Below are 23,956 nucleotides of genomic sequence, written 5' to 3' on the forward strand. Positions count from 1 at the left end.
CACATGGAACAATCAGTCAACTTCTGACGAACATTGCCCTTAAAACAGCTAAAAATACGATTTTTAACGATAAAAAATGCCAAAAGCATTATAATTTATAAGAAAGTAGCATATTGTTTTTTTTAATAAATGCCTCAAAATAATTACCCTCTGCATTTGGTGCCGGGATTTGTCTTTAAGAAGTAGGAGTTCTTATGTCCAAGAGTGGGTTTGGTCAAATGTATCGTCGGCTTTCGAGTAAGCTACTTGACCTCGTGGTAACACCACATGTTCTTGGGGAAGTTCCTACTGAACCAGTATCAGAAACAGCGGAAACTGAAGCAAAGACTGAGCGCCAAAAAGTGGTGTGTTATGTCTTACAAAACCATTCTCGCAGCAATGCTTTAGTGGTGGATGGAGAAACTCGCCGTTTAAATTTAAAGCCGGCTTTAGATCCGTTAGTGATCGGTTCTCATCAGGAAAAAGCATCAGTTTTATTTTTACAGCATAATGATGAAAATAACCTGTTAAATCCCCCTCCCCATGCTTTTCCTCCGCGCTTAATTAAACTGATTGAAGTTTTACAGGCAAATCCTGAGCTCGACATAGAACTGGTTCCAGTAACCGTTTTGTGGGGTCGTTCTCCAGATAAAGAAGACTCTTGGTTCAAGCTTTTGTTCTCAGATACTTGGGCAACACCAAGTACAGTTAAGCAGCTTGTGAATATCGGTTTACATGGTCGCCAATCTTATTTGGAGTTCCATGAACCACAGTCTTTACGTGATCTCGTTGAGTATGCTCAACAGCATTATCCAAATCTTTCACCAGCGACTTATATTGTTAGCACTTTAAATGACTACCTTGACCGTCAGCGTGAAGTGGTCTTAGGTCCTGACTTATCAGATCGCCGCAATGTGATGCAGTCAGTTGTAAAGTCTCGTGATGTGCAAGAAGCCATTCGACGCGAGAGTATTCGCGGCAAAATTAGCATGCTCGAAGCAGAACGTCGTGCAATTGGTTATGTCAATGAAATCGTATCTGACTATTCACACTCAGCAGTCCGTTTTGCAGATTTGGCATTAACACGCCTATGGACTCAGCTTTATGACGGGGTAGAGGTTCACAACTTTAGTACTGTTCGTGAACTCGCGAAAGATTACGAAATTGTTTATACACCATGTCATCGTAGCCATATTGACTACTTATTATTGTCTTATGTGATTTATAGACGCGGCCTAATGGTTCCGTATATTGCTGCTGGTGACAACTTGAACTTGCCTTTCGTAGGTCAGCTTTTACGTGGTGGTGGTGCTTTCTTTATTCGCCGCTCTTTCCGTGGTAATGGTCTTTATACAACTGTATTTAAAGAATATTTATATAGTATTCTTTCTCGCAATACGCCACTTGAATACTTTATTGAGGGTGGTCGTTCGCGTACAGGTCGTTTATTACCACCGAAAACCGGTATGCTTGCCATGACGGTTCATAGCCATTTACGTGGCCGTACAAAGCCAATTGTATTTGTACCAACTTATATTGGTTATGAGCGCCTGATGGAAGGTTCGACTTACGTTGGCGAAATGCAAGGTAAGCCAAAAGAAGCTGAATCTATTTTTGGTATTGTTAAAACATTACGAAAAATTGAACGCATTTTCGGTAAGGTACACGTTAACTTTGGTGAACCCGTTTTTCTTGATGATTTGCTTAAACAGCATAACGCAGAAAATGTATATATCGAGAAAAATGACGACCCAATCCCTCAAGCCGTTTCAGATGCTGTAAATAGCTCTGCACATGCAATTTTAGAAAACATTAACCGTGCGGTAGTCATTAACCCGGTTTCTTTACTCTCAATTATTTTGCTTGCTACTCCAAAGCATACGCTTGATGAAGAAATTTGTATTAAACAGCTTGAAGCTTACCGCAATTTAGCATCGAATTTCCCTTATGATCAGCGTACAGAAGTAACGCCATTATCTGGCAAGGAAATTATTGCTTACGGCTTAAAGCTTAAATTGATTAAGCGTGTACAACATGCGCTTGGCGATATTATTGCGATTGAAGATAACCAAGCAGTTCTGCTTACATACTTCCGTAACAACATTTTGCATGCTTTCGTTTTACCTTCATTGGTTGCATCGCTGGTTGAACATAACGGGAAAATTAGTCGTGCTGATTTAAGCAATGTCATCTATACGCTTTATCCATTCTTAAAAGCAGAACTATTCCTTAAATGGAAAAGCAGCGAGCTTAAAGAACAAATTGAGCAATATGCAGATGCCTTGGTTCAATCAAACCTTATTCAGCAAGATGACGAAGGTAACTTGATTAGCTCTGCACCAAATACTGAAGAGCACAATCAACTTGTAGTATTAGCAACACCTGTTAAGCAAAGTCTTGAACGTTATTACATGACTTTAGCTTTAATCACTCAACGTGGTTCAGGCAATATCTCAGCAAAACAAGTTGAAGAATTAAGTCATTTATTAGGACAGCGCTTGTCTGTTCTTTATGAATTTAATTCTCCTGAGTTCTTTGACAAAGCACTGTTCCAAAGCTTTATTAAAGTTTTAACTCAGCAAAATTATATTCGCACAAATGACCAAGGCCAAATCGAGTTTGATGATAATTTCCGTCAAATGGCAGCAGGCGCACAGTTAGTACTTGATGAAGTAACGTTACAGATGTTGCAACACATCACGACCTTTACTGATGAAGAATTAAAAGAAGCTCTTGAAGCAATGGCATCTCAACAAGCGAAACGTCGTTTAAAACGTAAAAAAGCTTAGAATTTTACTCAAAATAAAAGGCAACTTGGGTTGCCTTTTATTTTATCTACGCATTGAACATTCGAAGTAACGTGGATCATCAATACAACGTAAGCGCTTCATCAATTCAACAAAGTAAGCATCGTAATATCCAGAGCGAACATATTGATTGCGTATTTTGGCTACCATAATGTCGTAGCTCTGCTTTTCGTAAAAAGAAACATCTACCCAATAATAGGCAGGTAAATGGTTTTCCCACTGTATCGCTCGATTCGTTAATAATTGGCTATTTTGCACAAACCAAGCTCGAATTTTTCGGCCAAAATTGGCAGGATAAGCTTGAGGTTTAATAATTAGATTTACCCCGAAATAAGCCAATGGAAAGTTAATCACCTGAGTGTCTGGCCCAAAATCTTTCTGTAAGTTATAAGGTAAAAGCCCATAAATCGGTGCAGGCATAATATCAATTTTGTTTTGCTGAAATTGTGCAATCGCATTAGATAAATCGACATAGACTGGCTGTGCCCCTACACTTCTCACCAAAGCCTGCTGTGGCGGATTATTGGCTAACACCCCGACCCGTTGACCTCTAAGCTGTGCCACTTTCGATATTTTTTTGTTTTTCATGACCATATAGGCAGTTCCTACCGGAATCATACCAACTACTTCATAGTCTTGATTAATTAGTTTTTTCTCAATCGTCGGGTGATTTAAAAGCTGTAATAAATTTCGGGCGGTTCGGTTATTAGGTATAAGACCAATACCCGAACTGCTCCCCATAAAATGATTGTACTGATAAGTATTAAAGTTACTGGCTGCTAGACCCGAACATTTCCCCTCATCAAAAGCTTGTATAGCTTGCTGCTCTTTTTGATAACTGACAACTTTGAATTTGACATTATATTGCTGAGCATATAATCGGATGTCATTTAAACGACGCGTTATATCCCCTTGGGTACCCATAGGATCATATGTGCACCACAACTGATCCTCGGCCCAACTCGCAACAGACATTGCACTCAAAATAAGAGCTAAACAAAATTTCTTTACTTTCAACATTTTTATCTTTATCGGCAATTTATTTGCCTCTTCAGGTATTTCTATTGTTATTTAAAGTTTAGTCTAAATTTTGATTTGTACCATGAGCATTTAAACATAATAAATAGTCATTAAAGCAAATCGGGTGTTCAAGCTGAAAACCTGTTTCAAATAAATGTTTCGCATATATTTTTTTACCTGAAACATGAGCTGAATCCAAGGTAAGTAGCGGTAAGTCTAATTGGCTTTGAAACCAAAGGATGACTTCATGTAACGGTACAGGGGCATTATTGGCAACAAGATAGCTCTTATGCGGTTTTTCATAATCGGCTAAAAATGCTAAAAATCTTGCTAAATCCTCAATATGAATACGATTACTATAGTGAATATTTGGATAAGTTTCTGTATTCTCAGCCATTCGTTTTAATCGATCGACCGAAGCACCATAGATACCTGTAGGACGCACAATCACGCATTGAGCTGGAAAATATTTCTGCCAAAGCAATTCCATATTATGAAGGATATGCCCTTGAGCATCATTCGGATGAATCTCACTATGATCATCAATCGCTTCACCAGAATTTTCACCATATACCCGCGTAGATGACACGACAATCAATCTTTTGACTGGATGAGCTTTTAAAGCCTGACGAATAGGTTCAATACTGTCCACATAAGTATGTTGATAACCTTGAACTGTACTATCGTCTGGAGAAAGCAAAATATAAACTACATCTACAGGCGCAATTTCACTTAAATCGAGCGTAAAAACATCCTGTATGAGGTGTGTCCCGTAAGGATCTGTTTTTTCACTACGGCTAATTGTGGTAATTTGATGTCCTGTCTCAAATAGTTGTTTAGCAACACGCTGAGATGTTTTACCATAACCGATAAATAATATATGCATAGAGAACTCGTTGAGGGGACATGACTTCAGTCCATCAGTTACAAGGCGTTGGATCGGCTTCAGCAGCCCTACTCGAAAAACTAAATATTTTTACCACAGATGATTTACTGTTTCATCTGCCCCGTGATTATGAAGATCGCAGTACCATTATTCCTATGAATCAATTGGTGGTTGGTCGTAGTTATTTACTCGAGGGTGAAGTCAAATCTGTTGATTTCCCTCCAGGTAAACGTAAATCTATGGCCGCATTAATACAAGATGAATTTGGTAAGGTGACTTTACGCTTTTATCATATTTATAAAAATTTAACCGACAAAATAAAACCTGGTAACCGTTTACGTATTTTTGGTGAAGTTCGCGTGGGTGCACGAGGGCTTGAGCTTTATCATCCAGAAATTCAGCTCATTAATGAACATACACCACTGCCAAAAACACAGCTCACAGCAGTTTACCCGAGTACGGATGGATTAACACAACCTAAATTACGCGAATATGTTAAACAGGCATTGAAGCATCATAGTGATGCTCTACCCGAGTTGCTCCCTAAGCAATATACAAATGGGTATGCTCTCAAAGAAGCTTTACATTACATTCATGAGCCACCTGTCGATGCCAATATGCTCCAATTGGCCGAAGGATCTCACCCTGCACAGCAGCGTCTTATTTTTGAAGAACTGGTCGCCCATCAAATTAGCCTTCTCACACGACGTGCTTATATTCGTCAAATTGCCTCACCCGCTTTCCCAAGTAGTAAGGTACTGGCAAAAAAACTGTTAGAAGCCTTACCCTTTCAAATGACCAATGCACAAAAGCGTGTATCCAAAGAAATTTTAAGCGACTTAAAACAACACCAGCCTATGCTACGCTTGGTACAAGGTGATGTAGGTGCAGGGAAAACTTTAGTTGCGGCAGTTGCAGCATGTCATGCCTTAGAAGCAGATTGGCAAGTTGCATTAATGGCACCTACCGAAATTTTGGCAGAGCAGCATTATTTAAACTTTAAACGTTGGTTTGAACCTTTAGGTATTACGGTCGCTTGGTTATCAGGCAAACAAAAAGGTAAAGCGCGAGCACAAGCGGAACAACAAATTAAAGAAGGTCATGCCGAACTGATTGTAGGTACTCATGCCTTATTCCAAGATAACGTTGGGTTTGCAAAGTTAGGTCTTGTTATTATTGATGAGCAGCATCGTTTTGGGGTAGACCAACGGTTAGCCTTACGTAATAAAGGCGCTGAACAACTCACGCCACATCAATTGGTCATGACTGCAACACCAATTCCTAGAACATTAGCAATGAGTGCTTATGGCGATTTAGACACCTCCATTATTGATGAATTACCACCAGGTCGTACACCAATTCAGACAGTCACGATTCCGCTAGATCGTCGTGAAGAAGTGCTAAATCGAATTGCTACAAATTGTCGAGAAGGTAAACAGGCCTATTGGGTATGCACTCTGGTTGAACAGTCCGAAACTTTAGATGCTCAAGCCGCGGAAGCCACCTATCAAGAAATGAAAGAGCGCTTTCCTGAACTTAATATCGGTTTAGTTCATGGCAAAATGAAAGCTGATGAAAAGCAATCTGTCATGCAAGCATTTAAAAATAACGAATTACAGCTCTTGATTGCAACAACGGTCATTGAAGTAGGTGTAGATGTACCTAACGCTTCAATTATGGTCATTGAAAATGCTGAACGATTAGGCCTTTCACAGCTACATCAATTACGTGGCCGTGTAGGACGAGGTGCAAAAGCCAGTTTTTGTGTTCTTCTATATAAACCACCACTTTCACAAAATGGTCAGGAAAGACTGTCTATTTTAAGAGAAAGTAATGATGGCTTTGTGATTGCAGAAAAAGACCTTGAACTAAGAGGGCCAGGTGAATTATTAGGAACAAAACAAACAGGTGATATGGGCTTTAGAGTGGCGCGATTAGAACGAGATGACCACTTACTGAGTCAAGCGCATTATGTTGCACAACAAGTTCTAAAAGACTATCCAGAGCAAGCTGATGCCCTCTTGAAGCGCTGGCTTCCTGAAGCACCACGATATGCTTATGTTTAAGTTGTTCAACCCTCAATATCTGTTTCAGTTATTGTCCCCTTGCCTGTTATGTGAAATAGGAACGCGGGGCAAATACTCGCTTTGTAAAGAATGTTGGGAACAACTACCATGGCTCAAGCAAACAGTTCAACGTAATGATCAATCTGTTCTTGTGGCTTGCCACTACGCATATCCAATTAATCGCATAATTCAGCAGTTTAAATATGAACAAAAATTACATTACCAAACCTTACTTGGTGAAATTTTACAGCAAATAAAATTTCCTAAAGTACAAGCAATAGTACCCATGCCTATTTCTAAACAACGTTTAACGGAACGTGGTTTTAATCAATCATTATTACTTGCCAAACTTCTCAGCAAGCAATTAAAAATACCCGTTTGGCAGCCTGTCCAACGTCTAAATGAGCGCTCTCAAAAAGGGTTATCTCGACTCGAAAGATTTGAAAATATTGAACAGCAATTCGTTGCGATAACTCAAGAAAAACGGCGCTACCGTCGTGTGTTGATTATTGATGATGTAATAACAACTGGAAGTTCAATTTCCGCTTTAAGTCAGACACTCAAACAGCTAGGTTGCACATCTATTTATGCAAGCTGCCTAGCTGCTGCCTCATCTACATCGTATTAAAATAATCAAACTATAGATAAGTTTTGCTCACACCATGGAATCACAATTTCTTTAGTTAATGGCGCGAGTTTGGTCTCGGAATCATTAAATTTCACCCACTTCATTTCAGCAATTTCAGCTGCAATTTGTGGAGATTGTTTTAATCGAACCAAATATAAATGGCTAATCAGCGTATGGTCCGGTTCATTAGCAGCTGCTGTCTCAAAACGCCCTATAAACTGTTCTATTACACACGGGCTGCCTATTTCTTCCAAAATTTCACGTTGTATGGCTGTTTCCGGAGCCTCATTCGGCTCCAGCTTACCGCCTACTTGCATAAAAGCTTGTGTATTACGCTTTCTAACAAGCAATAATTCATTGTGTTCATTTAAGATCACCGCAGCGGCGACCGTAATTATTTTCACCTATTTAACCTCGTTTATGGTTGAACGTCTGCATTAGCCCATTTTGGAGCTGGTGGTTGATATTGTTCAAATTGTTGAAGAATATCCTCAATTTTATCCGATGCGATCAATTTATCAGCGAATCGCGCTTGGCTAAAACCTTTATCTACAGTTCCTTGAACCATTTTAAGCAAATCTTCATAAAAGCCCGCTACATTTAGAAAAGCACACGGCTTTTGATGAATACCTAATTGCGCCCACGTCCATTGTTCAAAAATTTCTTCCAATGTACCTGCACCACCTGGTAAAGCAATAAAACCGTCCGACAGATCTGCCATTTTGGTCTTACGCTCATGCATATTCTCGACGACATATAATCTTGTCAGTCCGGGATGAGCTAACTCGCGATCGACTAAAGCACGAGGAATGACGCCAATGACCCGCCCACCGGCTTGCAAAGCACTATCAGCGACAACGCCCATTAAACCTGAACGACCGCCACCATAAACGAGAGTTTTACCTTGTTTGGCAATAGTTTGACCGGTTAATTGAGCAATTTGTTGAAAGATTGGGTCTGAACCTAGAGATGAACCACAGAAAATGCAAATTGAATTCATAGTATAAAAACCGTTTTATTGAACTGTCATGCTGACAAACTAGACTATCGACAGAGTTTTTTTTTGCAAAATAGCGTATTGGCAAGTGTTTTTCGGCAAATCCTTGTCTAAAATACACCCATCGATTTCCATCAGACTGCGTGAGGAAAAAAGACACATGCTTGAAGCCTTTTATGCCACAGAACGCGGAAGTCTGGAAGATGCCACCATCAACGGTGGATTTGATCTACATCCCGAATTAGTATGGCTTGATCTAATTGCACCCTCTCAAGAAGAACAACAATGGGTCTTAGATGCCTACGATCAGAACTTACCTACACTAAAATCGCTAGAAGACATTTCATCTTCTGCTCGATTCTACCGTGATGATGACGGTATTTTGCATATCAGCACCTATTTTTTAACGAAAAATAAAAATTATCAGGTCGATGGTGATGCTGAAGAGTCATCGCATATGCTTGCCATGGTGCAAACCGTAGCATTCATTTTACACAAAGATCGCTTATTTACTTTGCGTGGTGAAAAGCTCGTTGCCTTTCGTGCGTTTCGTGCCCGAGCTCGCCGTAATGACTATGAAATGGACTATAAAGATCCAACTTGGATTTTATTAGGCCTGCTTGAAGCAAAGTTGGATGAGCTTGCGGATATCTTAGAAGATATCCACAAGGATCTAGAAAAATACTCTACTGAGGTGCTTAACAACCATCAACGTGAGAAAATTTTAGACCTTGATGACATGATTACCCGTTTGGCACAACAAGAAGACATGCTCGGAAAAGCACAACTTTGTTTAATTGATTTACGACGTGTCTTAACGTTTTTATCTCGTCCACGTGCCTTAGGCAGTCATATCTATGATGCCGATATTCGAGAGCTCAGTGAAGACGTCCGCTCGCTTGTAGAACATGATGCGTTCTTATTCCAAAAAGTACGATTCTTACTTGATACAACGTCTGGGTTCATTAACACCGAACAAAACGATACGATTCGTCGATTCTCGATCTTACCAAGTATGTTAGCGCCACCAATGCTGATCGCAAGTATCTATGGTATGAACACTGAAGTATTGCCTTTTGCTCATGGTAAAAGTAGTTTTATCGCTGTCTTATTAATTATTGCTGGCTTTTTTATTGGCCCTATCATTTACTTCCGCTGGAAAAAATGGATTTAAAGTCTGTTTTTATCCACCCATCCTTTATATAAAAAAGCACCTAAATTTAGGTGCTTTTTTTATTTTTGCATCATCAGACCAAATGTAGATCTTCTTGCAAATGGCAAGCTTGAATGATTTTCAGCATCTTCTCTGGAACATTTTTAAAATGTAAGCCAGCCTTCTGCGGAGTCTGACGTAGCCATTGGACTAACACCGCCAATGCCAACGTATTACCATGCTCAAGCTGTTTTAGATCGACAATTAAAGGAAAGCTTGTCTGCTTTTTAATAATTGCCAATCCAGCTTGGTATTGTTGTTCAGCATTTTCAAAATCGATTTTGCCTGAAACAACTAACTCTTGGTTAAGATACTGAACCACTCTTCACCTACTTATTTTTGTTTGTTCTGATTAACAGCAGCATCTGCATCAGGTTGGAATGTAGCAATTGCTTTATTTAAATCGCCACCATTACGTTTCACAGTTGCAGCAAACTGGTTGCGGAACTGTAATCCTAAATCAATGCCAGAAACATTGATGTTACGGATTTTCCACTGTGAACCTTTGTCAGCCAACTGGAACGACACAGGAATTTTGTCGCCATTGTGGTTGAAGTCTAAAGTCACAACAGGGTTTTTACCTGCAATCGCTTTATAAGGACGCATGGTATAAGTCTGGTTTGTATACTTAGCAAATGCGCTACCGTAATTCTCAATTAATGTATTACGGAAGTTTGTTTCAAACTGAGCACGCTGTGCAGCTGTACTATACTGATTTGTCGCATAAGTACCCATCACAATACGAGTGAACGCTTGTGAGTCAACATACGGATCTAAGTTCTGACGTATGATTGATTTAACCAAAGCAGGGTTGTTTTGTAACTTGGCATGATCTGTTTTTAAACGAGCAATCAAACCATCAGCAACACGCTTAATAAAATCAGGTGGTGCTTCTGAAGGTGCAGCAAAAGCTGTACCTGCAATCATAGTAGACAAAATACTTGCTGTCAGGGTTTGTTTAAACAACGTATTCACCTGGAACCACTCCTTCAAATAATCTCTTACTCAACAAATGACGGCTGTGCGCTGCTGTCAGTACTTGCAGGAGCTTTTTCTTCTGCTGAGGATGATGATGAACCAGCGGCAACTTTACCTGCGCCACCACCAGTAATAAATTTACTAATTAAATCTTCTAAATCCATCGTTCCTTGGGTGTTAGAAATTGTATCGCCACGTTTAAGGTAGTTAAGACCACCACCCGGTACGATTTTTAAATATTTCTCACCCAACAAACCATTGGTTGCAACCATTATATAAGCATCTTCATCAATACTGGTGATGGATGACATGTTACTGATCAGTTGCTGTTCCATTGTTTTTTGTTGCGCTGGAGTCGCTTGCGTATAATCAGAACTATAACGTAATTCGTCTAAAGCATTTTTTTGAACTTCTTTTAACTGCTGAGCATTAAAACTTGTCAGTTTTCCATCAAGGTCAAAAGTTACTGTAGCTAAACGTGTAACTGGATCAAGCGTAATTGAATCAACACGGCCAATTGTTACACCGCTCATCGTTACTTTAGCACGTGGTTTAAGTCCGTTAACGTTATCAAACTGAGCTTTCATGGTGTAACCTTCGCTCAAGTTTGTACCTACCAAACCACTTACTTTCATTGCTAAAAAGAATAAAGCGATACCGAAGATAATGACAAAGATACCTACGGCCAGCTCACTAGTACGTGATTTCATTAAATCCCTCCGAACATGACCGCAGTCAACACGAAATCAAAACCTAAAACACATAATGAAGAATATACAACCGTCCGGGTCATTGCCGTTGCAATACCTTCAGGTGTTGGATCACATGCATACCCTTGGAAAACTGCAATCCATGTACAAAGTAAAGCAAATACAATGCTCTTAATGATGCCATTTACGACATCATGGCCAAATTGAACATTATTTTGCATACCACTCCAGAAGGAGCCTTCATCAACGCCAAGAAAATCAACGCCAACCATTTTGCCGCCAACAATACCAATCGCAGCAAAGATAACAGTTAACATTGGCAAACTGACTATGCCAGCCCAAAGACGTGGTGATACGATTTGCTTTAAAGGATCAACACCAATCATTTCCATACTGGCAAGCTGCTCACTTTGTTTCATTGAACCAATTTCAGCAGTTAATGCAGAACCTGCTCGCCCAGCGAAGAGTAAAGCAGCGACAACAGGTGCAAGCTCACGCAACAAGGTTAAAGACACCATCGTGCCTAGCATTGATTCACTACCCACATTGACCAATATTGAGTAGCCTTGCAATCCGAGTACCAGACCAATAAATAAACCTGATACCGTAATAATAAGTAAAGACATTACCCCTACACGATGCATTTGATAGACGAAACGCCCAAAACCGCCCGATGAAGGTAATGAAAAAATAATCTGTAAGAGCATCAGTGCCGCAACACCAATCCCTCGAATCCGCTCAATAACGAGTCTACCTAACCAGGCAATCGTATTCATGGACGAACCTCGTTATCTAAATAAGCTTGGTGGCTAAACTGGTACTCAACCGGACCTTCTGCCGAACCGGTTAAGAACTGTTTTACAAAAGGAGAAGCATATTTTTGCAATTCTTCCGGCGTTCCCTCCCCTTGAATCTTTCCTTCCGCTACAACATAAATGTAATCGGCAATAGATAGGGTTTCAGGAACATCATGCGAGACAATAATGGTGGTTAAATCAAGTGCCTCTCGCAATGAACGTATGAGACGCGTTAAAACCCCTTTTACAATCGGGTCCTGCCCTGCAAAAGGTTCGTCATACATAATTAAATCTGGATCAAGTGCGATTGCACGAGCTAAAGCAACTCGTCGATTCATACCGCCTGATAGCTCAGTAGGCATAAGCTGTTCGGTTCCACGCAGGCCAACAGACTCAAGCTTTAAAGCAACCAGTTCAGCAATCAAATTTTCAGAAAGCTTGGTATGTGCACGGATTGGAAAAGCGACATTTTCATAAACTGACATATCGGTAAATAAAGCGCCACTTTGGAAGAGCATTCCCATACGTGCACGAGCGGCGAACAATTCCTGACGTGACATTTGAGCAATATCTTTACCATCAAGCAAAACTTCGCCTTCATCAGGAACAAGCTGTCCACCAATCAGACGCAATAAAGTCGTTTTACCTGTACCAGATGGTCCCATAATGGCCGTAATCTGGCCTCGACGTATATTTAAACTAATATTGTCATAAATGACGCGTTCCCCTCGGTTAAAACTCAAGTTTTTCACTTCAATCAGTGACTGAGTCGAGAGAGGAGTTTTATTATTCATAATGGCAATCATTCCTGCACTTTTATGCCCGCATACTATAACACTGAATTTTGGGAATCTTGTTGTAATTTTGACAAAAGCAAAAGCAAGCTCATTTATAAATATGAGTTAGATTTTAAAAAGAAATTTATTGATTAAGAACTTGAAATTGATCTACGAAATGGCCAGTTAACAAAGCATACGCAAAATAGATTCCATTGCACAAAGCGAGTGCAATAAAAAGGTATGGCAAACCACGTTGAAGTAATAATTTACTCAACCATGCCAATGGAGTCTCTTTTCGCTTACTTTTACGCATTATTACAATAAATGTTGAACTATTTCACATTTTGTTATTTTATAACAAAACTGAAAAATAAAAAAGGCCAGTATGTTAACTGGCCTTTTTTTAAATCTTTTTAAGATTAACGGTCGAATTTACGACGCGGTTTATCATCAAAACTACGACGCGGACGATCTTCACCACCGAAGCTACGTTTTGGACGATCTTCGCCACCAAACGCTGGACGCTCACCACGTGGTTTGTCGTCAAAGCTACGACGTGGCTTGTCATTAAAACCACCTTCACGACGTGGACGGTCTTCGCCACCAAAACTACGTTTTGGACGGTCACCGAAACCACCTTCACGACGTGGTTTATAGTCTACGCGGTTACCACGGTTGTCATCATTTGAATCAAAACGAGGCTTATCGTTAAAACCACCCTCACGACGCGGGCGATCAGAGTTGAACTCGCGACGTGGACGATCTTCACCACCAAAGCTACGTTTTGGACGGTCTTCAAAACCACCTTCACGACGTGGACGATCTGAATTGAACTCGCGACGTGGACGGTCCTCAAAACCACCCTCACGACGTGGGCGATCAGAATTGAACTCGCGACGCGGACGGTCTTCACCACCGAATGGACGATCACCACGTGGTTTGTCATCGAAGCTACGACGTGGACGGTCATCACGACCACCTTCACGACGTTTGAAGTTGCTTTCACCTTCAAAACGACGACCACCGCCAAAACCGCCACCACCACGACGGCCATCACGACCACCGTTGCCGCCACGACCACGACCACCACCATCACGACCTGAACGAGCAGGAGGTGGAGATGGCTCTAAGCCTTCAATTTCAGAAACACTTAAACGTGCTTCTAAATATTCTTCAAGTGCACGAATCTTACCGCGTTCACGATAAGTCGCTAAAGTAATCGCTTGACCAGTACGACCCGCACGACCTGTACGACCAATACGGTGTACGTAGTCTTCGTGCTTCATTGGTAAGCCGAAGTTAATTACGTGAGAAATAGTTGGTACGTCAAGACCACGAGCAGCAACGTCAGTTGCAACTAAGATCTTCGCACGACCTTCACGGATACTACGTAAACGACGGTTACGAACTGTTTGTGGCATTGCACCGTGAAGTGCAACAACTGAATGACCGGCTTCTGCAAGTTCTTCAGCCAACATATCAGTGTCTTCTTGAGTGCTTGCAAAAACTACAGCTTGATCTAAGTTTTCATCACTTAACCAGTGAGTAAGTAATTTTTTCTTGTGCTCAAAACCATCAGTCCAATGCAATGTTTGGGTAATATCTGTATTGGTTGAATGACCTGTTTCAATTGCGATACGCATTGGATCTTTCATCATACATGCTGCAAGACGAATAATACGATCCGCAAATGTTGCAGAGAACATTAATGTTTGTTTACGGTTAGCCGCTAATTCACTAATTGCTTCTAAGTCTTCAGAGAAACCTAGGTCAAGCATACGGTCCGCTTCATCAACGATTAAAGCATCTACTTGGTCTAATTTAATTTGACGACGATTTACCAAGTCAAGTAAACGACCTGGTGTTGCAACAACAACTTGTGCGCCTTTTAACTGTTGGATTTGTTTAGCAAACGGCATACCACCCATGATGGCAGCAATACGAACACCTTTCATGTGACGTACAAATGCGATTGCATCTTGGCTTACTTGTTGCGCCAATTCACGAGTTGGTGAAATTACTAAAATATTCGGTTGTGTTACAGCTTTCATGCGTTCTTTGAACGGAACGAAAGTTTCTTGACCTGCCAAGTTATTTAATGTCGGCAACAAGAATGCAGCAGTTTTACCAGAACCAGTCTGGCTAGAAACTAAAAGGTCTTTACCTTCTAAAGCTGCAGGAATAGATTGTTCTTGCACAGGAGTCGGGGTAGTAAAACCTAAACCTTCAAGCGCTTGTTGTAAGGTTTCATGCAAAGAAAATTCGGCAAAAGTTTTGCTCATAGAGAGTTTCACCCTAGTGGGTGCTCCATTTTTAATAAGTACAAAATAGACATCGGCACAAAGCGGCAAAGCAAAATTAGCTGAACCTTATTATTCAGCGGCAATCCGAGTAACGACGATGTGGATTAAACGCACGCTTGATTACGGCCGAACCTGAAGAATCGCTGAGCGATTGGGGCGCAAGAAATGGTCCTCTCTATGGACAGCGTGCGCTTACAATGAATAGAACAGAATGTTCAGGTAATGAACGGAAATTTAAGTGCGTGGGCGGATTATAGCAGAAAGAATTTAAAAGTCATGTGTTTTAATCAACTTTATCGTTATTTCTACTATTATTTGTATTTTACCGATCATTAAAAAGTTAAGACCCTCTATAAAAAGAGGGTCTTAACATTGAAAGCATTTCTAAATTATTTTGCAGCTTTGTCCCAAGCAGGAACAACTGTTTGCATTAATGGCTTTAACATTTTAAGTGAACATGCAATCACTTGACCATTTTCAAGTGAGTCATTTCCACCACGAGCATCAACCACTACACCGCCCGCTTCTTTAATAATAAGCTCACCAGCAGCGATATCCCATGGTTTTAAACCAAGTTCAAAGAAACCATCGAAACGACCAGCAGCAACATAAGCTAAGTCGAGAGCAGCTGAACCACCACGACGGATTTGAGCACCCGCTTGAGTCACAGCTAATAATGAAGCAAAGTGCTGCTCTGCATAAGATACGATTTCACCAGCACGTTTAGCACGGTAAGGGTGACCTACTGCCAAGAATGTATTTTCTAAGCTATCTTTTACATTTACACGAATACGGCGTTGGTTCATTACCGCACCGCGACCGCGACTTGCAGAGAACAATTCGTCACGTACAGGATCGTAAATTACACCGTGTTGAGTAACGCCTTTATGTTGAACTGCAATAGAGATACAGAAATGAGGGAAACCATTAATAAAGTTTTGCGTGCCATCAAGTGGGTCAATTACCCAGCACCAGTCTGCATCATGGCCTTTGCCTTCTTGCAAACCGAACTCTTCACCTAAGAAGCTATGGTTTTTATAACTTTTACGTAATGTATCAATCGTTAATTGTTCTAAATAACGATCTACACGTGTTACCGGGCCATCAATGCCTTTCTCTTCAACTTGCAAATCGAGTTTATGACGATTTTGATGCGCTTTTAAAAGCTCTTGACCAACTGTTTGAGCCGCACGCGCAGCCATAACCACCATAGGTTCCATTGAACACCCACTACAATACAAATTTGAAGATTTTGACAAAGAATAATGCATAAAAGCGCATACATTTTAGCAAATGAATGCGCTTTATGGGAAAAAATGTTTCAAAAATTTTATTAAAGGCTTAAACCACCTGATTTTGCTTAAGCCAAGCTCTCTCAATTGAGTTCAAAATACCCTTAGCATCTAGACCACAATCTTGCAGCATTTGATTATGCGAAGCCTGATGCAAGAATGAGTCTGGCAAACCTAAGTTAATGATAGGTTTCACAATTTGCTCTTGTGCCATAAACTCATTCACAGCACTACCTGCACCACCCATAATCGCGTGTTCTTCAACTGTTACGAATAAATGAGTATGTTCAGCCAAGTCTCGAATCATTTGTTCATCAAGCGGTTTTACAAAGCGCATATTTACGACACGCACACCAACATCGTGTTTTTGTGCAAGTTGCTCGGCAGCTTCTATAGCAACCATGACACGGCTACCGAATGCTAGAACTGTAATTTGCTCATCACTATTTGGTTTAATTTCTGCAATGATTTCAGCTTTACCTAATTCAAGAACAGTCATTTCTTTTTGAATTTCGACACCAACACCTGCACCACGTGGATAACGTACTGCGGCAGGGCCATTATAGGCATAAGCTGTATGAAGCATTTGACGACATTCATTCTCGTCTTTTGGCGCCATAATCACCATATTCGGCACAGTACGCATATAGGCATAGTCATATGCACCTGCGTGTGTTGGGCCATCTTCACCCACTAAACCAGCACGGTCAATCCCGAAAGTTACATCGAGATTTTGTAATGCAACATCATGAATAAGTTGATCGTAACCACGCTGCAAGAATGTCGAATAAATTGCAACAACAGGTTTTAGTCCTTCACATGCCATACCCGCTGCAAGTGTTACAGCATGCTGCTCTGCAATAGCTACATCAAAGAAACGTTGTGGGAATTGTTTGGCAAACTTAACCATGCCCGAACCTTCACACATGGCAGGCGTGATCGCAAGCAAACGCTCATCTTGAGCAGCTTCGTCACACAACCATTCCCCAAATACATCAGAATACTTTGGTGGTGTTTTCCCGCCTGAAGCAGCATTAATTTTGCCAATCGCGTGGTAAGTAATAGGGTCAGCTTCCGCTGGAGCAAAGCCTTTGCCTTTTTTAGTATAAACGTGAACTAAACGTGGGCCTTTACGTTTTTTGAGCGCATTGAACACTTGAACCAACTGAGTGACGTCGTGCCCATCAAATGGTCCAAAATAATCAAAACCAATTGCTTTAAATAGATTATCTGCTGCATCGGTTGCTGATTGGTGTAAGCGAGAGTTATAGGTCCATTTTGGATGTGGCTGAATGTAAGCCTCACCATGTTCATCTACATTGACTAAATGACCTTTTTCCCAAATTGCAGCTAAATGTTTAGCAAAGCCACCAGTACTACAAGAAATTGACATGTCATTGTCATTAAGTACAACAATCAAGTCAGCATCATGTGCAACAGCATCGTTCATGGCTTCAAATGCCATTCCCGCAGTCATTGCACCATCACCCACAATACAAACAACTTCACATGGGTCATTTTGATAGCGGCGTGCAAGTGACATACCCAAGCCAGCTGAAATAGCTGTTGATGAATGCCCTACCCCAAAGGTATCAAAAACTGATTCTTCTCTAGCAGGGAAAGCTGCTAAACCATTTTTTGAACGGATAGTTGTAATTTGTTCACGGCGACCAGTCAGGATTTTATGTGGATATGCTTGATGTCCCACATCCCAAACTAAACGGTCATTTGGTGTATTAAAGCAATAATGCAGCGCAACCGTCAGCTCAACCACGCCGAGGTTAGCACCGAAATGGCCACCACTCTGGCCTGCTGCATATAAAATATATTGACGCAACTCATCAGCCACTTGAACCAGTTGGCTATGCTCGAGCTGACGTAATTGTTGAGGATGATCAATTGCATCTAACAATGGCGTAACAGGGCGTTGAGTTGGAATTTCGGTATACAACATATGTGGCAAAGCCTTTATAAGCCTGGCAAATCCTAAGCTGGGTCAAAATGGGTCGATCATACAATCGAATGAAGTCACCTTCAATCAGCCACATTTGCGAACGAGATCATGCAAAGCAGTCTCTCATACATTATGGGTATGGTTGGCAGATTATCCTGAATAATCTGACTATTTATCAACTATTATCGTCTTCTTTATACAAAAAAGAAAACCTTAGTGTGCAAAATGATTATGACAATTCGACCAATCTCCCAGCATTACGCTATACTTTAAACCGTTTTCGGTTAAAAGATGAGTTAATCTGTGCCTATAGAGTTCATTGCAACATCAAAACTCCCGACCGCTTTTGGTGAATTCAATATTTCTGTGTTTCAAGATCCAGCAACAGGTGAAGAACATGTGGCACTTTCTAAAGGGTTAGAAAATCCACCAACAGGCCCTGTTTTAGTCCGTGTACATTCTGAGTGTTTAACAGGTGATGCATTTGCGTCATTGAAATGTGATTGTGGCCCACAATTGCAAGCAACTCAAAAACTCATCAATGAAGCAGGACAAGGCGTAATTTTATATTTGCGCCAAGAAGGTCGTGGAATTGGTTTAACCAATAAAATTCGTGCTTATGCCCTACAAGATCAGGGACACGATACCGTAGATGCCAATTTACTATTGAATTTACCTGCCGATGCACGTCGTTACGATATGTGTAGCATCATGCTCGACCACTTAAAAGTAAAAGAAGTAAAGTTAATTACCAACAATCCTTTGAAAATTCAGGCACTCAAAGATCAAGGTATTAACGTTGTAGACCGTGTACCGTTAACCGTAGGTCGTAATCCTTTTAATGAGCAATATTTAAAAACCAAACGTGAAAGAATGGATCACCTTTATCAAAAAGATGATTTTTGATTTCAAATCCAAAGTTTAAAAACAATGTCTAAGGGATTTTTTCAAGATTTAGAAAAAATCCCTTACTTTTTTTATGGTTTTATGTTTTGATGTATTTAATTTATATCAATCATCTTTGAGGGTCATTATGCAACATCCGACTTCCACAGATATTCAACGTGTCCGCGAATTTCTCCTCGATTTACAAGCCCGTATTTGCGCTGGTTTAGAACAACAAGAAAAAGCTGGCGGTGGTACGGCAGAATTTATTATTGATGATTGGGAACGCCCTGAAGGCGGCGGCGGTCGTTCACGTGTGCTGCAAAATGGCACAGTGATCGAAAAAGGTGGTGTGATGTTTTCTCACATCAACATTAGCAAACTTCCTGCATCTGCTACTGAACGTCACCCTCAGATTGCAGGCGCTAAAGCTCAAGCACTCGGTGTTTCTTTAGTTATTCACCCTAAAAACCCAAATATTCCAACTTCTCATGCCAATGTCCGTTTATTCGTTGCAGAACGTGAAGGACAAGATCCAATTTGGTGGTTTGGCGGTGGATTTGACTTAACGCCATTTTATCCAGATGACCAAGATGTTTTAAATTGGCACCAAGCTGCTTATGACCTATGTAAACCTTTTGGTGACAATGTTTATGCTGAACATAAGCAATGGTGTGATGACTACTTTTATTTAAAACATCGCGATGAACAACGAGGTGTTGGTGGTCTATTTTTTGATGATTTAAATTGCTGGGACTTCGAAACTTGCTTTAAATATATTCAAGCTGTAGGCAATGGTTATTTAAATGCCATTTTGCCAATTTTTGAGAAACACCGTGAACAGCCGTATACCGAAGCTCAACGAGAATTTCAGCTTTATCGCCGCGGTAGATATGTCGAATACAACTTAGTGTATGACCGTGGTACTTTATTTGGTCTGCAAACAGGCGGCCGTATTGAGTCGATTTTAGTGAGCTTACCTAATTTAGCTGCATGGTCTTATCGTCCTGAATGGGATGAAGACTCTCCAGAAAAACGTTTAACTGACTACTATTTAAAACCTCGTGATTGGTTAGGTTTAAAAGAAAAAGTCGCTTAATTTTTTGTTTTGGGGATTCTTTGGCTTCCACCCTAAAGAATCTCCTTTTTTGTTTTCAACTTTTCTACAGCCTCCAAATATTTTTTCTTGTGCCAATTTGACTTATAGTGAGGCCTGCTGAATATTCAGTATAGGCTTTATCTGCTTCATGCCATTTTAAAATTTTGGATACAAGAATGACCAAACAGTTTGCAGTAATTGGCAACCCGATCGAACAATCACGCTCTCCTGAATTGCATCATGCTTTCGCTGAAAAAACAGGTGTTGATCTAAACTATCAAAAACGGCTGGCCCCTCTCGATGGTTTTGAATCGAGCATGCGCAGTTTCTTTGCAGAAGGCGGAAGTGGTATGAACGTTACTGTTCCGTTTAAAGAGCAAGCTTTTGCTTTATGTGATGTGTTAACTGAGCGTGCTCAAATTGCTAAAGCTGTAAATACGTTATGGATGGAAAATGGCAAATTGCATGGTGACAATACCGATGGTCAAGGCTTAGTTGCGGCAATTCAAGCATTAGAATGGAATCTTGAAAATACAACTATTTTAATTTTAGGAGCTGGTGGTGCAACTCGTGGTGTTATTTATCCGCTTGTGCAAGCTGGTGCTAAAAAGATTGTGATTGCAAATCGAACTCTGGCACGTGCAGAGCAACTTGTAGACGACTTAAAAACAGCAGTTCCACAAACCCAATTAAAAGCTATTTCTCTAAATGACTTAGAGGGGAATTTTGATATTGTAGTTAATGCGACTTCTGCAAGCCTTTCAGGTGATGCTTTACAGTTACCTGAAAAATTACAATTCAAACATGCTTATGAAATGGCTTACGGCAAGCCATCTAGTTTCCTAGATCAAGCCAAGCAACGAAATGTGCCTTATGCTGAAGGTTTCGGCATGTTAGTTGGTCAAGCGATTGAAGCTTTTTATATTTGGAATGGTGTAAGACCAGACTTAAAAGATTTCTTATAAACAAAAAAAGAACCTACTTGATGTAGGTTCTTTTTTATCTTATTTACTATTTTTTAGCAGCAACCATTTGCTTATAAACATCTCGGAAAATTTCATAATCAATAAATTCATTATGTTCAGGCTTTAACTTCTGAATTGTTTTTTCCGTAAGCTGTTGTTTACGAGCAGCTACATAGACATTCCCTAAAATATCAGCTGTTTCTGATAACAAATGCTTTTCTTCAGAAGAAACACCGTTTTGTTTTTCAAATTCTAACTGATACTGTTTTGAGAAAAGTTGAGCTGGCTGTTTATATTGTTTCTGTAGTTTCTGCCAAGCTTCACGCCCTGCTTTACCTTGTATAGTTTCTATTACAATATGATCTACAGCACGACCTAATTCATGATCAAACTGCTCATCTTGCTCAAGATGATGCTTTTGCTGTAAAGCTGTAATACGTTCTAAAGCCTTTCCTTGAGGATTATAAGTATCTTCCTCAGAGAACCAGTAAGCATAAACCTCAGCAATTTCTAGTAGCTGTTGAACAGAGTAATACTTAATATATGACGGTTTTTCGGCAGTCAATTTGGCAATAAATACTGCTTTATAAGTTTTGTCATAAGCATGCGTTGCATCATAGGTTTTATCTGCAAGTACAGCCAGATTTGTATCTAAATCTTGTACATCACTATGTGTGCCTACTGGATGTTCTAACACATCACCTTGACCAAGTTTTTCTCCAAAGCCTTTAATAAAGTTTTCCAACATAGAGCCTTTACTTGCTTCAGCTACAGACTTGGCTTGTTTAAGTTGCTTTTGATCAATTGAAGTTGCTTTACCGTAGTTTAAAATTTGCATATCCGCTTTAATATTAAAGCTGTGTTTAAACTCAGCTGGCGTATAAGCAACATCATAAGCCATGTTCACTGCACGGCCTTTGTCATCTAAAGCCACATCAATCGTAATTGGATTTCTTTGCTTCGGTAAAGCTTGCTCAATCTCAGCTTTGTGTTTTAACCATAAAGCTTTGAATGCTTCATCATTGATAAACTGGTTTTGGTTATAAGCTTCAAATGTTTGTTTTAAAGCGTCTCGGCGAGACTTGGTTTGAACTTTTTCAGCACTTGCAGCGCTCTGGTCTAGCACATCAATGCCATAAACTTGGCAATAATTAATATCACCTAAAGCAACAGGTTTCTTCAGTGTTTTTAATTCAATACATTGATCTTCAGTGAGAGTTACAACATCTTCAGCTTGTGCATCTTGTACACCATCTGCAGCAGCTTCTTCACTGGCATCTTCGTCTTCAGAAACTGATGCATCTGCAGCTTCAGGAGCTTGCGCCGCCGCACTTAAATTATCTTCACCTTCATCATCGGATGAAAGAGCACCATCAAAATGTGCGTTGATTAAACTGTATAGTTCCTGACTTACAGCAGAGGCATCTTCCGAAGAAACTTTTTGTTCTTCTTTATCAGCAGCTCCTTTTTTCGCTTCAGCAGCAGCAAGCTCATTGGCTACCTTTTCTGCCATCTTTTCGTTGTCGAAACCTAAAACACTTTTTTGAAGGTACTTATCATTGACCTGACCATACAGCTCAACTTCTAAAAGTAATTCTTCAATCGTAGTTTTTAAACGAATTTTATCAACAGCTCCAGCCTTACGATCAGTATCTGTCAGAGATACGCGTTGTAAGTTTTGCGGGTCAGCCAAACGATATGACACTGCACTAGAAGCTTTAAGATATTCAACAAACTTCTTCATATCGACATTTTTAAAGAAGTCTTTGTATTTTGAAAAATCAATATAAGCTAAATTGTTTTGATTTTCTTTATTGACCAAATACGGCATTAAACCAAAGTAATTTACGTAAAACTTATAATTTTCTAAATCAAGCACCATTGGCAATTTTGCCTGAACCAATAGCGTTGGTTTTTCATATCTGGCAGTTAGGTTAAATGAACCCATTTTTTGACGATAATGAATTGAGCCGTCATAGCTAAACTGAAGATCATTTAATAAATTAATTAATACAGCATTTACTTTTTCAGAACGTGCTGATGAGGTCAGCCCCAAATCGCCTTGTTCATTTGCAATAGCTGCATATAAAGTCTGTTTCTGTGCTTTACTTAAGTCAACCTTTTGCTCACGTAGATACTGATTAACTTTCTTTTGTAATTCAGCATCAAGCTTAGGTGTATTTTCAGCTTTTGAGTTTTGCTTTATTTGTGATGGATCAACCGTAATTTTAAAGTTTCCGCGATAATCGTAACTTGGATATTCATACATCGCGTTAACGCTTTGAATAGCTTTTTGCTCTAAATTCGCAGATGCCACTTGTGGTCGCACACTGTGTTGCGCACATGCCGTCAAGCCCAAACTAAATAAACATAAACTGAGATATTTTAAATGCATAACCTTTTTTAAAACCTTATCGCTTTATCTTTTCAGCAAAACTTGCTAAAAATAAAAAAATTAGTTGTTTTTTCACATAAAAGTATAAGACCTGACTTTATCAGAAAATATAATTTCCAGTGTATTTATTTTCGACAAAATTCGCTTTTCTGACATTCTTTTCGGGTGTGATTAACATTGTATTTTTATCATGCGAGTGAATA

The 23,956-nt window shown here is 40.0% G+C and carries 20 protein-coding genes; 7 read left to right on the forward strand and 13 right to left on the reverse strand.

The genetic code is table 11. The features are described from left to right. The first annotated feature begins 194 nt into the window (after nt 1-194). A complete protein-coding gene (plsB, locus tag ACG59Z_RS14850; RefSeq protein ID WP_400200002.1) occupies nt 195-2,768 on the forward strand; it encodes a glycerol-3-phosphate 1-O-acyltransferase PlsB in 2,574 nt (857 codons plus the stop codon). Between the two features lie 42 nt (nt 2,769-2,810). Here the strand turns inward: plsB and ACG59Z_RS14855 are convergent, their stop codons facing one another. Then, on the reverse strand, nt 2,811-3,806 hold the full coding sequence (locus tag ACG59Z_RS14855) for a putative solute-binding protein (protein ID WP_400200004.1): 996 nt from the start codon (nt 3,804-3,806) through the stop codon (nt 2,811-2,813). 58 nt (nt 3,807-3,864) lie between these two features. Further along, the gene (locus ACG59Z_RS14860; RefSeq protein ID WP_400200006.1) at nt 3,865-4,692 is read right to left on the reverse strand and encodes an NAD(P)H-binding protein; all 828 of its coding nucleotides are present in this window, start codon (nt 4,690-4,692) and stop codon (nt 3,865-3,867) included. Nucleotides 4,693-4,712: 20 nt separating this feature from the next. Here ACG59Z_RS14860 and recG point away from each other — a divergent pair, with 20 nt between their 5' ends. Together recG and ACG59Z_RS14870 are read left to right on the forward strand one after the other, a co-directional pair. Then, a complete protein-coding gene (gene recG, locus ACG59Z_RS14865) occupies nt 4,713-6,758 on the forward strand; it encodes an ATP-dependent DNA helicase RecG (RefSeq protein ID WP_400200007.1) in 2,046 nt (681 codons plus the stop codon). Further along, a complete protein-coding gene (locus ACG59Z_RS14870; protein ID WP_400200009.1) occupies nt 6,751-7,386 on the forward strand; it encodes a ComF family protein in 636 nt (211 codons plus the stop codon). Before recG ends, ACG59Z_RS14870 begins: the two co-directional genes overlap by 8 nt. A 5-nt stretch (nt 7,387-7,391) precedes the next feature. On the opposite strand, the gene ACG59Z_RS14875 is transcribed toward ACG59Z_RS14870, so the two are convergent. Further along, a complete protein-coding gene (locus tag ACG59Z_RS14875; RefSeq protein WP_400200010.1) occupies nt 7,392-7,790 on the reverse strand; it encodes an NUDIX domain-containing protein in 399 nt (132 codons plus the stop codon). Between the two features lie 14 nt (nt 7,791-7,804). After that, on the reverse strand, nt 7,805-8,386 hold the full coding sequence (locus tag ACG59Z_RS14880; protein WP_263614663.1) for a TIGR00730 family Rossman fold protein: 582 nt from the start codon (nt 8,384-8,386) through the stop codon (nt 7,805-7,807). 157 nt (nt 8,387-8,543) lie between these two features. Between ACG59Z_RS14880 and ACG59Z_RS14885 the strand changes: the two genes are divergently transcribed. Beyond that, nucleotides 8,544-9,557 carry a magnesium and cobalt transport protein CorA gene (locus ACG59Z_RS14885; RefSeq protein WP_263614664.1) on the forward strand — a complete coding sequence of 338 codons (1,014 nt, stop codon included), beginning with the start codon at nt 8,544-8,546 and terminating at the stop codon, nt 9,555-9,557. A gap of 73 nt (nt 9,558-9,630) precedes the next feature. On the opposite strand, the gene ACG59Z_RS14890 is transcribed toward ACG59Z_RS14885, so the two are convergent. The 8 genes from ACG59Z_RS14890 to dxs all read right to left on the reverse strand — a co-directional run bounded on the left by ACG59Z_RS14890 (nt 9,631) and on the right by dxs (nt 18,409). Then, nucleotides 9,631-9,918, reverse strand: coding sequence for a lipid asymmetry maintenance protein MlaB (locus tag ACG59Z_RS14890; protein ID WP_019457795.1), 288 nt, complete (start codon nt 9,916-9,918; stop codon nt 9,631-9,633). Nucleotides 9,919-9,929: 11 nt separating this feature from the next. Continuing rightward, nucleotides 9,930-10,571 (reverse strand): phospholipid-binding protein MlaC, encoded by a 642-nt coding sequence (locus ACG59Z_RS14895; protein ID WP_400200013.1) that lies wholly within the window; start codon nt 10,569-10,571, stop codon nt 9,930-9,932. Between the two features lie 26 nt (nt 10,572-10,597). Further along, on the reverse strand, nt 10,598-11,284 hold the full coding sequence (locus ACG59Z_RS14900; protein WP_311086489.1) for an outer membrane lipid asymmetry maintenance protein MlaD: 687 nt from the start codon (nt 11,282-11,284) through the stop codon (nt 10,598-10,600). Further along, nucleotides 11,284-12,060 (reverse strand): lipid asymmetry maintenance ABC transporter permease subunit MlaE, encoded by a 777-nt coding sequence (mlaE, locus tag ACG59Z_RS14905; protein ID WP_004705340.1) that lies wholly within the window; start codon nt 12,058-12,060, stop codon nt 11,284-11,286. The genes ACG59Z_RS14900 and mlaE overlap by 1 nt, the downstream gene beginning before the upstream one ends. After that, on the reverse strand, nt 12,057-12,875 hold the full coding sequence (locus tag ACG59Z_RS14910) for an ABC transporter ATP-binding protein (RefSeq protein ID WP_400200016.1): 819 nt from the start codon (nt 12,873-12,875) through the stop codon (nt 12,057-12,059). The genes mlaE and ACG59Z_RS14910 overlap by 4 nt, the downstream gene beginning before the upstream one ends. Before the next feature lie 404 nt (nt 12,876-13,279). Next, nucleotides 13,280-15,142 carry a DEAD/DEAH box helicase gene (locus ACG59Z_RS14915; RefSeq protein WP_311069750.1) on the reverse strand — a complete coding sequence of 621 codons (1,863 nt, stop codon included), beginning with the start codon at nt 15,140-15,142 and terminating at the stop codon, nt 13,280-13,282. 410 nt (nt 15,143-15,552) lie between these two features. Beyond that, nucleotides 15,553-16,383: an inositol monophosphatase family protein gene (locus tag ACG59Z_RS14920; protein ID WP_000433617.1), complete on the reverse strand. Its 831-nt coding sequence runs from the start codon at nt 16,381-16,383 to the stop codon at nt 15,553-15,555. Between the two features lie 121 nt (nt 16,384-16,504). Continuing rightward, complete coding sequence (gene dxs / locus ACG59Z_RS14925; RefSeq protein WP_400200018.1) at nt 16,505-18,409, reverse strand: 1-deoxy-D-xylulose-5-phosphate synthase; 1,905 nt, start codon at nt 18,407-18,409, stop codon at nt 16,505-16,507. 303 nt (nt 18,410-18,712) lie between these two features. On the opposite strand from dxs, the gene ribA reads away from it, so the two are divergent. The 3 genes from ribA (at nt 18,713) to aroE (ending at nt 21,358) form a co-directional block, all read left to right on the forward strand. Further along, nucleotides 18,713-19,315: a GTP cyclohydrolase II gene (gene ribA / locus ACG59Z_RS14930; protein ID WP_001121170.1), complete on the forward strand. Its 603-nt coding sequence runs from the start codon at nt 18,713-18,715 to the stop codon at nt 19,313-19,315. Nucleotides 19,316-19,442: 127 nt separating this feature from the next. Next, nucleotides 19,443-20,393, forward strand: a complete 951-nt coding sequence (hemF, locus tag ACG59Z_RS14935; protein WP_004884608.1) for an oxygen-dependent coproporphyrinogen oxidase — start codon at nt 19,443-19,445, stop codon at nt 20,391-20,393. Between the two features lie 176 nt (nt 20,394-20,569). Next, nucleotides 20,570-21,358: a shikimate dehydrogenase gene (aroE, locus tag ACG59Z_RS14940; RefSeq protein WP_400200021.1), complete on the forward strand. Its 789-nt coding sequence runs from the start codon at nt 20,570-20,572 to the stop codon at nt 21,356-21,358. Between the two features lie 46 nt (nt 21,359-21,404). Here the strand turns inward: aroE and ACG59Z_RS14945 are convergent, their stop codons facing one another. Next, the gene (locus ACG59Z_RS14945) at nt 21,405-23,753 is read right to left on the reverse strand and encodes a hypothetical protein (RefSeq protein WP_400200023.1); all 2,349 of its coding nucleotides are present in this window, start codon (nt 23,751-23,753) and stop codon (nt 21,405-21,407) included. Nucleotides 23,754-23,956 lie beyond the last annotated feature (203 nt).

It is taken from the genome of Acinetobacter sp. ABJ_C1_1 (assembly GCF_044684115.1).
GTDB classification, from domain to species: domain Bacteria; phylum Pseudomonadota; class Gammaproteobacteria; order Pseudomonadales; family Moraxellaceae; genus Acinetobacter; species Acinetobacter nosocomialis_A.